This is a genomic window from Ekhidna sp., assembly GCF_040220215.1.
GTDB lineage: Bacteria > Bacteroidota > Bacteroidia > Cytophagales > Cyclobacteriaceae > Ekhidna.
In genome coordinates this window covers 221293-233397 of record NZ_JAVJTR010000010.1, presented here as the reverse complement: position 1 = coordinate 233397, position 12105 = coordinate 221293, and the positions used below count along the sequence as shown (strand labels likewise).

The window sequence follows — 12105 nt, the reverse complement described above, 5'->3', positions numbered from 1 at the left end:
AAATTGATCTACTTATACCGCTAGTGAATCAGTTTATTAAAAAAACATGGCGTAAAATATCCAATGTTGGAATAGAAAAGATTTCTGATGCTGACAAAGCGCGTAATGTTATCATAAGTAACCGTCTTGTCTTTATCATCTTCATTACCATGTTAATTCTTTTCTTGGTTCACTACAGGTATAATGGCTGGAATACATTTAACCAATTTCTCTTATTTGGAAATTTTGGTGCTTTCACCATGATTTCTTCACTGAACAGATTGGGCTTCTCTCTTCTAAGCAGAATTATCTTAAGCTGGATGTGTTCCATTTATCCGTTTATTTCTTCCATAAATGTCAAGTTGTCGAATGAAGTTACAATAGAAGAGCCGATGTATTTCATGCCCAGGCTATTCATCATGACTACCTCTGTCATCCCCATATTGGTTTTCAATTTCAAAGAAAAAGTCGGTCTCGCCCTTGGTTTAATGGGCAGTTTTATTCCACTGTTTTTTTTCGATCCCATCCATCAATTTTTAAACATTGGTTATTTCCAGATGGGCTTTGAATCAATATCCTACTTCACATTTCATGTGATTACATTAGCTAGTTATGTGATATTTATTGTAGCCACGATATTTTTCAAGAGAGAGAATGAAAAATATGAACGTAGAAACCTCAGCCTTATTGATTCCTTAGAAAAAAAGAATGCTGAACTAACTCATAAAAACCAACAAATAGAAAAGCAGTCAAAAGACCTGGAGTCTGCCAACTATGAAATCAGTATTATTAATTCAAACCTGGAAAAGGTTGTAAATAAGCGAACAAAGAAACTACTGGATCAGGCTACTCAATTTCAGATGTTTTCTTTTAAAAACTCCCATGAACTAAGGGCTCCACTCACCAATGTCATGGGTATCATTGAACTTCTTAAAGAAGCTGAATCTCAGGAGGAGATCAATAAATTATTAATCCTCCTCAATAAATCATGCAAGGATTTGGATAAAGTAGTGCATGAAATCAATGAGATATTGAATGAGTCATATTTAAAAGAATAGTAACCAATGTCTATCATCAATTTATCTCTTCAGATCATTGCTGACTACTTGTGTCTTTACTCTTGTTCTACATCATCAAGTAAATCTGAGAATCAAATCAAACCGATTGAAGACCTTAATGAAGATGTTCCCCCTTTAGAACAGCAGTTAATTCTATGCCCTTTTTCTAACTATCTAGCCCTGACAGGTTTTAGAAACCCGTCAGGACTGGTTGTACCACAGCCTGGGTTCCTCACTCAGAATCAGGTAAAAAATCGACTCACACAGTTTTTAGAATACCCATCATCTAAAATTTGTCAGGATTCCACTGAGAAAGTTGCTCATTTATCTAATACTACTCATGCATGAAATTGATTGAATATAATTTAGAGCTTTTCAAATAAATGTTCTAACAGCTTAAAAGTTAAAATCAAAACCATGTTAAAAAACAAATTAATTTACTCGCTGACCATTGCATTTTTTTTCTTCGGTACTTCCAGTTGTGATCTTTTGAACAAAGAGGAAGATGAGGAAATTATTGTAGATGAAACACCTATTCCAGATCCCGAACCTGAGATTTCCGATGCTTATAAGTTGGAATTGATGAAGAAGTATGCACCATACACCTATATGGATAAAGATGAAAAATACTTTCCTTCATCCATCGATTTTGCATTTCCGCATTTCACAAGGTATTTAAATGAAGAAAACAACTACTATTCTTTGACTACAACCGAACCGCTTGAAAATGGTGCTGATATTTTAGATTTTTTTCATGGTGATTTAAGCACAGCTGAAGTGTATGCTTTTTGGATTGAGAAAGATGAATCAAAGTACCAGATTACCTATTTCTATTACTATCCTTACAATGAGGCCACTGGAAACTTGTACCAAAACCATGTAGGTGATTGGGAACACGCCTCTGTCAGATTAAGATGGATTGATAAGGGGGATGAAGATTGGGTGCTTGAACCATACCAAATGTTTTTAGCAACACATGATTATGGTACCACCAAAGCTTGGGAGAACATAGAGAAAATCGGAGATCAACCGATTGTTTATTCCGCACAAGGTTCACATGGAATGTACTTTACTGCTGGTCAAAATGATATTGATTTTACTTCAAAGGGTGAGGTATTTGATCTTTCTGAAGAGGGTAGAATTGTTGGATTTGACTACACTGATAGGAAGGGCTTAAATGGAAATGAATGGCCTAATTGGATGAATACAAACTGGAAAAACCCTGGAACTGATCCTTTTGATAATCCTTACAGTGGTGCCATATACAGATTTGGAAACCAAAAAATGGAATGTGAAGGTACATTCGGCGGTGAAGAAATTTGCGCCCTTTCTGATGGACCTACAGGACCTATAACTAAGCCTGTTTGGGATCCCAGTAGTTACGAAAAATAACATCAGATGACTACTCCTCAATTTGAGGTGGGGTCTAAAAAATTTGATTAAAACCTGTGGAGTACTCTTCACAGGTTTTATATTTTACAGACTAATGCTAAAATTCAGTTTAATCCTTGCAGCAAGGATGTTACTTTGAAATAGTTATTGTTCTCATGCAAAAAATCATCTCTTCCCAGGCACCTAAAGTCATCAATATCCTAACCCAATCCTTCCAGACTAACCCAAGTGCACTTTGGGTGATCAAGCAGGATGAGAAGGTGCAGAAAAGATTGAAGGCACTCATTGAATATGCGGTAAAGACCGGTCTGGAGAATAATGGAGTTTTCCTCTCGGATGATGAAAGCGCCGCAGCGATCTGCTTTAAAGAACCGGCAAAATCAAGTCTAATAAGCTATTGGAATCAAGTTCAATTGATTAGAAAAGCGATTGGTATTTCCCGTGTTCCGCATGTGCTAAGGAGGGAAGGTTACCTCAAGAAGCATCGACACAACGACCCTCATTTCAACTTCTGGTTTTTGGGCACAAACCCCGAAAGGAAAGATGGAGCGGGTGCCTATGATATCAAGCGTGAAATCTTTCAGCTTTCGCTGGAAAAGCAGCTTCCCATCCTTCTGGAAACATCGGTAGAGCGAAATAAGCAGGTGTATGAGTACTTCGGCTTTAACGTTTATCACACGTGGAAACCATCCACAAACTATACGCTCTGGTTCATGAAAAGAGATTCCGGTTAAATCGAACAAATCGCTATCTTTTTGGGTAGCATCAAATCTTTATTATGCGTTTCATATATTTTCTTCTAATTGCTGGAATGGCTTAACTGATTTCCTGCACACCTTCTTCCGATAAATCAGAAAGCTCATTTGAAACATTCAAAGTATTTAATGGAGAAGTTCAGATCGCCTATGAGGTTTATGGTGAAGGAGATCTTAATGTTCTGCTGGTTCATGGTTGGTGTATTGATCAAACCTATTGGGACAGCCAGGTAGACGCCTTGAAATCAGACTATCGTGTAGTAACAATGGACTTACCTGGTTTTGGTGAGTCAGGTATAAACCGTGAGGAATGGACCATAGAAAAATATGGAGAGGATGTCAATACACTGATCAAACAACTAAATCTTTCAAATGTTGTATCGGTTGGACACTCAATGGGAGGAAACGTGGTGTTGGAGTCGGCAGTAAATAATGATCAGGTAATAGCCGTGATCGGTATTGATAATTTCAAAGATGTAGGATCTGAATTAACCCCCGAGGTGCAAGAACAGGTAGACGACTTCATGGTCATGCTGGGTGAAAACTTTGCAGAGATCGCTTCAGCCTATGCGGAAGGATCACTTTTTCACAATAGCACAGACAGTTTGGTGAAGAAACGTGTAATGGATGATTTTGCCTCCAGCAATCCGGCCAGCGCCATCGGCAGCCTCAAAGCACTGGTGGACTATGGATCAAAAGAACAGACGCTTCTTTCTAAATTAGAACAGCCACTCTATCTTAATAATAGCAATGCCTCTCCTACCAGTCGTGATGGACTGGACACCTCCGGTGTTAATTATGAGGTGATAGATATTGATTCTACTGGTCATTATCCGATGATCGAAAAGCCCAAGGTTTTTAATGAATTGCTAATAGATATTTTAGCAAGGATTGAAGCAAAGCTTTAAGAATTACCTCGAGAAAGTATATTAATAAAAAACAACAGACAGCAAGATTGGACAACTTTCGGCCTTTTACGTATACTAGTTTTGGCCGAAATATCGATTTAAGCGTTGGTAAAGGAATTGCTATCGTACATCAACCATCACCTGGATGGTGACATTTCGTTGGAGCGACTTTCAAAGCTCTCTGGCTACTCTCCTTTTTACCTTCACAGAAAGTTTAAAAGTAAGATTGGTTATTCCATTCGCAATTTCATCATCCACCAGCGAATCGAAACAGCCGCCTACATGCTTACCCTCACCACAATTCCCATTGCACAGATCAAGCACTTGGTTGGGTACGAGACTGCTAGTTCCTTTAACAAAGCATTCAAAAAAGTGATGGGTGTTTCACCCAAATCATTCCGTACCAGCAATAATTATCTGGAAGCTGTGCATCATGTACCAAAAAGTGAATACCTGTCACTTAATTACGAACTGATCAAACTTCCGCCACGCAACGCCATAGTATTCCCCAGTGTGGGAAACTACTTCCACCGCGAAATTTATCAGGTTTGGGGCGAGGTGGATCGTTATTTACAAGTGAACGAGCTGAGCGAAGATCAATTCGAATATCTGGCCATCCTCCACTCCTGCCAAAATATAACACCTGACCTTCCGGGCAGGTATGATGCGGTAATTGTCCCTAAACCGGGGACAAAGCTGGAAGCCAATCGCTTCTTTCAGACACAGGTGCCTGGTGGAAAATTCATCAAGTATCGCTTTTGCGCTAATGCTGCAGATTTTCAGAGGCTGACGCTAGTTATTGGAAAACACATGGAAAGTCAAGGCATTGTCCATGGTCAGGGTATTTCCTACCTGGCATTCCATACCCTGCCCAATCCGGGTAATCCAGACAACCTTCTCACCGACTGGTATATGCCAATCGAGTAGTCAATCAGAATCATCTTAATACTTAAACATATGAAACAACAAGTGGATTTATTTACGCCAATTCATAAGGCCATCAGGGCGATGCTTTATCAGCTAGGCAGTGAGCTGCAGTGTACGAACATTGCCAACAAAGAGGAATGCAGACTCATGGTGGACAAGTTGGAGCACAGCCTCGAACTGCTGGAAGAACATGCCCGTCATGAGGATGAAATCATCTTCCCGGCTATTGAAAAAGCGCTTCCTGGGATCACTGAAGAATCAACTGAAGAGCATGAGGCCTATTCAAAAAAGGTAGAGCGTCTTAGAGCTTTGCTTGCAGATTTAAAGATGGCAGTTCGGAAAGACGAAATTCCAAACGCAATGGTGGCTAATCTTCGAATCAAATTTACTGACTTCATTGCCTACTACTTACTGCACATGAATCACGAGGAAGAAACACTGCTTCAGGCGTCCATTCAGCACCTATCCTCCGACGAACTACTAAACGTCCGTCTGAGAGTGCAACTGGATACGGATCCAGAAAGGTACACCGAATGGCTACAATGGATGCTTCCTGCCATGGACTTGAGTGAGCTGGTTCCTCTGTTTCGTCAGGTTAGACAAAATGCTCCGCCAGAGGTCGCACAAAAATTCGATGCAATCGGCAATGAGTGCATCCCAGAGCACAGATGGAACTCACTCCATGAAATGATGAATTAATCATGGTTCGCATGGAGTCCGGTTGTAATGGTCGGGCTCTTTGCTTTTAACTCTTTTCCGATTTGATACATCTGCAAAACATATCGTATTCACATCCAAACAAAGACCCACTCTTCGACGGCATAAGTCTGAACATTAATAAGGGTGATAAAGTTGGTTTGATTGGCAGAAATGGTATAGGCAAATCCACATTTTTGAAGCTTATCACAAAGGACCTTCAACCTACCTCAGGAACAATAGAGATCCGCATTACGCCGTATTACATCCCACAGCTGGTTAGTCAGTATGACCATCTCACAATCGCACAATCCCTAAATGTCGCGGAAAAAATCGCTGCTTTACATCGAATACTTGCCGGAGGCGGAACAATAGATGATATGATGACACTTGATGATGACTGGTCGGTTGAAGAACGCTGTATGGATGCTTTACATAAATGGGGGCTGAAGAACCTGAAACTTACACAAAAACTGGAAGGACTAAGTGGCGGTCAAAAAACAAGGGTTTTCCTCTCAGGTATCTCCATACATCAACCTCAAATGGTCATAATGGATGAGCCGGGCAATCATCTGGACCTGACCGGAAAAAGAAAGCTACACACTTGGATCGATCAAACATCCCACACATTACTTGTCGTGAGTCATGATCGTTCGTTTCTCGATCGGATGAGTACGATATGTGAATTGCACAAACATGCGCTGGTAATATATGGGGGCAATTATCAGCATTATCTCAAGCAAAAAGAGTTAGAACAGGAAGCATTATTTCATGACATACACACCAAAGAAAAGGAGCTTCGAAAGGTTATTGTCAAACAAAGACAAACCATAGAACGACAACAAAAGCAAGTGTCCCGAGGGAAAAAGAAACAGGTAAAGGCAGGTGTGCCGAAAGTGATGATAAATAAAATGAAGAATGATTCCGAAAACACTTCATCACGGTTAAAAACCACACATATACAGAAGACGGAAAGCATCGGAAGTGAGCTGTGCGAGCTGCGGGAAAAGCGCACTGACCCTTTTAAAATTAAAGTTGGATTTAGCCAGTCCACCCTGCATGAAGGGAAGCAACTAGTCAGCGCCCAAGAGATCAACTATAGCTATAATTCTATTCCCATATGGAGGAGTCCACTAAGTTTTGAAATCAGAAATGGAGACAGGCTGGCTATCCTTGGCGATAATGGTTCCGGAAAATCAACTTTAATTAAACTGGTTTTGGGACATCTACAACCAGACCGTGGTGAAGTACGTCGAGCAAATTTCACTGCTATATATCTGGATCAGGATTATTCTATAATCCAAAATGGGGTATCCATTTATGACCAGGCAGAATCGTATAATAACAATTCGCTACCTGAACATGAAGTGAAAACCATCTTGAATCGCTTCTTATTTAAATCAAATGACTGGAAAAAATTGTGTGCAAGTCTTAGTGGAGGTGAACGAATGAGGCTCTCACTGGCGTGCCTGTCGCTCTCCAGCAAAACTCCGGACATCATCGCTCTGGATGAACCAACCAACAACCTTGATATTGAAAACATAACCATTCTGACACACGCCATCAATGAATATCAAGGAACGATTCTGATAGTATCCCATGACCAGGTCTTTCTTGAACAGGTTGGAATAAAAAACTCACTGGATCTTTCAAGCCCATAACTTTATAGATGGTGAAATTCCTGTTGAAAACATTTATCATTTCACCTCTTTTATTTGACATCCATCTATGTAAAAACCTGTTCACTGATCAATTATTAGGAATTATTCACCAATTCAAGGCTATCTTTCCTCAACGTTCACCCTATCGCCGACACACATGATCCGTTTTGTAGAGCACATCCTTAAAAACTTCCTGGAGTCACCCCGTTTCCAGAACTTCATCACATTCATCATTATTCTAAATTCCGCTCTCATCGGGTTGGAAACCTATCCAACGATGATGAAAGACTATGAACCAATCATCGACACTTTCGATATGGTCATTCTGGTGTGTTTCACCATTGAGATTGTTCTAAAAATTTTCATTTTCCGCCGTAAGTTTTTCACCAATGGCTGGGATGTCTTTGACTTCTTCGTAATAGGTATCTCCATCCTTCCGGCTGCAGGGTCATTCTCAATTTTCAGGGCATTAAGGATCATCCGAACCCTACGTTTACTTAAGAGCTTACCAAAACTTCGCCTCATCATTGAGTCGCTCCTTCACTCACTTCCAAGTATCGGGTGGATTGTGGTTTTGCTCACCATCGTTTATTACATATATGCTGTCGTAGGATACAATCTTTTTGCTACCCAGTACCCTGAATATTTTGGTTCATTACACACCTCCTTTTTTACTCTTTTTCAGATTATGACACTAGAGAGTTGGTCATCGGCTATCGCCCGTCCTATTATGGATGGCGTCCCTTATTCAGCGGTCTATTTTGTGACTTTTATACTTATCGCTACCTATACTACACTCAATGTATTCATCGCCATAGTGGTAAATACCATGAACCAACTGGCGCTAAAAGGCATGCATGAAGACGAAGAACAAATGAAACAGTTTATGGCTGCTCAGCATAAAGTATTGCATCAGAAGCTGGATCAGTTACAGAAAGAGGTATCGTCACTAAAAAAGGACAATAAGTAGTCATCCAAATTATTTTTTCACAGAAGTGTAACAAACTCATGTCTTTGGGTTCAAAGAGGAAATTGAAAACAAAAACAGACATGAAAAAAATAACATTCTTATTTAGCGCCATCCTCTTTGCTCAGCTTGCAATAAGCCAGGCGCCTATTCAGGTAGAAAAAAGCGGAGAAGGAAATCCAATTCTTTTTTTACCGGGCTTCACTACTCCGGGATCGGTATGGAATGAAACCATCGAGAACCTCAATGGTACTTTTGAAACACACACAGTATCCTACGCCGGTTTCAATGGATTGGTTCCCATTGGCACTCCCTGGTACGCACCTATCAAAGATCGTTTGATTGAGTATGTGAAAGAAGAAAAGCTTACCAACCTGACCGTGATTGGTCACAGCATGGGTGGAAACCTGGCAACTGATCTAGCTGCTGCATTAGGTGACCATGTAACCGGATTGATCCTGGTCGATGCACTCCCTTGCATGCGGGAACTGATGATGCCCGGTGTACCTGCTTCCTCTCTCCAGTATGACAGTCCATACAACAATCAGATGCTGGACATGCCCAATGATGCCTTCAAAAATACGGCGCTCATGATGGCCAGAAACATGACCAACCAGGAGGATAAAGTAGAAATGATGGCAGGATGGTCAATAGCTGCGGATCGTAAAACATACGTTTATGGATATACGGATTTATTGAAACTGGATCTGAGACCCACATTGGAAAATATTCAGATTAAGACATTGATCCTGGGAGCGACATTCCCTACTCGAGAAATGTGTCAACAAACATTTGAAAAGCAATATACGAACCTGACGAATAAAACAATCTCGTTAGCCGATGATAGTAAGCACTTTATCATGTTTGATCAGCCGGAGTGGTTATACTCGCAGATCAATAGCTACCTAACAAGCAATGCCCAATAAAAACAAACTTTTCGAAACCCTGCACACTGATTACTTCGGAATGGTCAATCAGATGTGCCTGGGTTTTATGAAGGGAAATACTGACTTAGCAAATGATCTAACTCAGGAGTCATTTATTAATACCTGGAGAGCCCTTGAGAAATTCAGGGGTGCATCCAGCTATAAGACCTGGATTTATCGAATTACAGTAAATACCTGCTTGAAGTATATCCGGGATAATAAACTGAAAGATCAAACCTCCATTGATGCGTACATGCAACTTCCAGATGATTCGGGAAATGCAGAACAGAAACATCAAGAACTCTATCATGCGATTGGTCAATTGGGGGAAGTGGACAGACTCATCATCATGATGGTGCTGGACGAACTTGAATACAATGAAATAGCAGAAGTGGTGGGAATCAACGAGGGTAACCTGCGAGTGAAAATCCACCGCATCAAGAAGAGCCTTAAAAAAATATTAGAAAATGAGTGATCTATTAGAAGACCTAAAAAATAAATGGGATGACGCAAAGGAGAAAAATCTTCAGCGTCCATCCACTGCTGAGGTAATAAACCTCTCTAAAAAGAAAATGAAGGGCGCGGTAAATATGCACATCGGAAACATTGCAATCCTTACCATTACCCTGATTGGCATATCTGCGTTCTTTATCTATGTGGCGCCTCTTCAATGGGTATTAAGCCATATAGGGATCGTCCTGATGACAGGTGGATTACTGCTCCGTATCTTGATTGAATGCTACAGTATCTATCGTGCCTCAAAGGTGAAAATCAGCGATTCAACGGCAGTTTCAAGCGGAAAGTCTTTACGATTCTATGCCTATCGCAAGCGCATTCACGGACCGGTGACCATTTCCATATTGATAGCTTATACGTTAGGGTTCTATTTACTTACACCCGAGTTTGCCACGTATTTTACAACAACTCAAGTCGTGCTCATAGATTTATCATACCTCCTTGCAGCGGCAATTTTTGGTTATTCTATCCGAAAGGGAATTAAAGATGAAATGAGGCTCTTGAATGAATGGAAGGAATTACAAGAAGAAATTGCGAAAGAGTAGCAATTAAAATTTGTAGAAAATCATTAATTTTCATTGGTCACACCCAGCCGCCTGGTACTTAACCCTGATGGTAATGGTGTGCCATAAAACCTAACACCAATGAAAAAAGTATTAAAAATCCTGGGATTGGGATTGGCCACTATAGTGGTAATCCTGATCGTAACTTTAGTGGTCATTAACTCAAGTGACATTCCTTCTTATGAAATAGAAACCATCTCATTTGAGCACGAAAGTAGTCCTGAAGCCATAGCAAGGGGTAAAAAACTATCACAAATGCTATGTGCTAACTGTCATATGGATCGGTCCACCCGAAAACTGACAGGACAGAGAATGAAAGATGTACCTACAGAATTTGGAGAAATTTTTTCACCTAACATTACTCAAGATGAGACCTATGGAATCGGTACCTGGACAGACGGAGAAATCGTTTACTTACTTCGGACAGGCATAAAGAGAGATGGTCAGTATGCACCGCCTTATATGGCCAAGCTACCTCACATGTCTAATGAGGACATCAATGCAATTATTGCATTTCTAAGATCAGACGATCAAATGGTACAGGCGGAAAATAAAGCAGATATACCTCCAAAACCATCTCTTCTAACCAAAATTCTTTGCAAAGTGGCATTCAAGCCATTTCCAATGCCGGAAAAGTCAATTCCTCCACCAGATACAACTAATACTGTTGAACTGGGGAAATACCTTGCCCATAACCTGGACTGCTACTCCTGTCATTCTGCTGATTTCAAAAGCAACAATTATTTAGACCCTCCTCAAAGCATTGGATATTTTGCCGGTGGAAATCCAACATTAGATATGGAAGGAAGAGTAAAGATAACTCCAAACCTTACACCTGATCAGGAAACGGGAATAGGCAGTTGGTCAAAAGAAAAGTTTATTAAGGCTGTGAGATTTGGTCAGAAAGAGGGTGAGCAGGCACTTACTTATCCGATGATGCCCTACATCCAGCTCACGGAATATGAAGTAGGAGCTATTTACGATTATCTTCAAACCATTCCGGCAATTGAGAATAAGGTCGTGCGATCGATTTATAACTGAAAAATCAAAGCAGTAGTTTCTAACGAAACTACTGCTTTATCTACTTACTCTCCTTTTTCACAAAATTCCTGGATAGCCTCCTGAGTACTCTCTTTGCCCCAGCTCGGAGCAAAAGGATTATCCTTTTCACCCTCTTTATCAAACAGTGCAAGAGCTTTAAAAATACTTCCGCATGCATCCTCAGTTCCTCCACCCATAAACTGAGCCGTACCATATTGCATTCTTCCCATTAAGTAATGCGCCCTTGGATTGTCGGGATTCAATTTGATAGCTTTTTGAAAAGAGGTAAATGCAAGTCCACTATACGTCATACCCCTTGTTGCGGGATCAACTGTCAGCTTCATCATATGGATATACCCTCTCATGGCTTCCAATTCAGAATCGTTTGGATTAATAGTTTCTCCTTTTTCCACTGCTTTCATCCCCAGATCAAGGTACTTGTCTTTGTCCTCTGCATTTTCGTACATGAAACTCATTCTGATGTAACCAAATGCTGTATAGTAGTATGGTTCCCACCTGTTGCCTTCTGCCTCTCCTATTCTATTCAATTGATTGATTACATCCTGAAGTGCTTCCGGGCTCTCAGCACTAAATATGGCTGGAACATTCTTTCCCATTGCTTTCTCAAACTGACCGCTGGCCAGAACAATAGTGGCGCATAGGACACCTGCGATTATTAATAGATTCTTTTTCATAATTGATAAGTATTTAATTGA

Annotated in this window: 14 protein-coding genes; 13 read left to right on the top strand and 1 reads right to left on the bottom strand. The window is 40.5% G+C overall.

Features of this window, described 5'->3' with window-relative positions:
• The first annotated feature begins 23 nt into the window (after positions 1-23).
• From RIC88_RS04200 to RIC88_RS04140, 13 genes are all read left to right on the top strand, one after another.
• On the top strand, positions 24-1037 hold the full coding sequence (locus RIC88_RS04200; RefSeq protein WP_350216228.1) for a histidine kinase dimerization/phospho-acceptor domain-containing protein: 1014 nt from the start codon (positions 24-26) through the stop codon (positions 1035-1037).
• Between the two features lie 6 nt (positions 1038-1043).
• Positions 1044-1385 carry a hypothetical protein gene (locus RIC88_RS04195; protein WP_350216227.1) on the top strand — a complete coding sequence of 114 codons (342 nt, stop codon included), beginning with the start codon at positions 1044-1046 and terminating at the stop codon, positions 1383-1385.
• 69 nt (positions 1386-1454) lie between these two features.
• Positions 1455-2429: a hypothetical protein gene (locus RIC88_RS04190; RefSeq protein ID WP_350216226.1), complete on the top strand. Its 975-nt coding sequence runs from the start codon at positions 1455-1457 to the stop codon at positions 2427-2429.
• A gap of 155 nt (positions 2430-2584) precedes the next feature.
• The gene (locus RIC88_RS04185; RefSeq protein WP_350216225.1) at positions 2585-3163 is read left to right on the top strand and encodes a hypothetical protein; all 579 of its coding nucleotides are present in this window, start codon (positions 2585-2587) and stop codon (positions 3161-3163) included.
• An 86-nt stretch (positions 3164-3249) separates the two neighbouring features.
• Complete coding sequence (locus tag RIC88_RS04180; RefSeq protein ID WP_350216260.1) at positions 3250-4092, top strand: alpha/beta fold hydrolase; 843 nt, start codon at positions 3250-3252, stop codon at positions 4090-4092.
• A 117-nt stretch (positions 4093-4209) separates the two neighbouring features.
• The gene (locus tag RIC88_RS04175; protein ID WP_350216224.1) at positions 4210-5019 is read left to right on the top strand and encodes a helix-turn-helix domain-containing protein; all 810 of its coding nucleotides are present in this window, start codon (positions 4210-4212) and stop codon (positions 5017-5019) included.
• Positions 5020-5049: 30 nt separating this feature from the next.
• The gene (locus tag RIC88_RS04170; protein WP_350216223.1) at positions 5050-5718 is read left to right on the top strand and encodes a hemerythrin domain-containing protein; all 669 of its coding nucleotides are present in this window, start codon (positions 5050-5052) and stop codon (positions 5716-5718) included.
• Between the two features lie 62 nt (positions 5719-5780).
• On the top strand, positions 5781-7376 hold the full coding sequence (abc-f, locus tag RIC88_RS04165) for a ribosomal protection-like ABC-F family protein (RefSeq protein WP_350216222.1): 1596 nt from the start codon (positions 5781-5783) through the stop codon (positions 7374-7376).
• A 157-nt stretch (positions 7377-7533) separates the two neighbouring features.
• A complete protein-coding gene (locus tag RIC88_RS04160; protein ID WP_350216221.1) occupies positions 7534-8346 on the top strand; it encodes an ion transporter in 813 nt (270 codons plus the stop codon).
• A gap of 80 nt (positions 8347-8426) precedes the next feature.
• Positions 8427-9269, top strand: a complete 843-nt coding sequence (locus RIC88_RS04155) for an alpha/beta fold hydrolase (RefSeq protein WP_350216220.1) — start codon at positions 8427-8429, stop codon at positions 9267-9269.
• The gene (locus tag RIC88_RS04150) at positions 9259-9744 is read left to right on the top strand and encodes an RNA polymerase sigma factor (protein ID WP_350216218.1); all 486 of its coding nucleotides are present in this window, start codon (positions 9259-9261) and stop codon (positions 9742-9744) included. The genes RIC88_RS04155 and RIC88_RS04150 overlap by 11 nt, the downstream gene beginning before the upstream one ends.
• Positions 9737-10330, top strand: a complete 594-nt coding sequence (locus tag RIC88_RS04145; protein ID WP_350216217.1) for a hypothetical protein — start codon at positions 9737-9739, stop codon at positions 10328-10330. The genes RIC88_RS04150 and RIC88_RS04145 overlap by 8 nt, the downstream gene beginning before the upstream one ends.
• A 99-nt stretch (positions 10331-10429) precedes the next feature.
• Entirely contained in the window at positions 10430-11389 is a 960-nt protein-coding gene (locus tag RIC88_RS04140; RefSeq protein ID WP_350216216.1) for a c-type cytochrome, read from the top strand.
• 44 nt (positions 11390-11433) lie between these two features.
• On the opposite strand, the gene RIC88_RS04135 is transcribed toward RIC88_RS04140, so the two are convergent.
• Positions 11434-12084, bottom strand: coding sequence for a tetratricopeptide repeat protein (locus tag RIC88_RS04135; protein WP_350216214.1), 651 nt, complete (start codon positions 12082-12084; stop codon positions 11434-11436).
• Positions 12085-12105 lie beyond the last annotated feature (21 nt).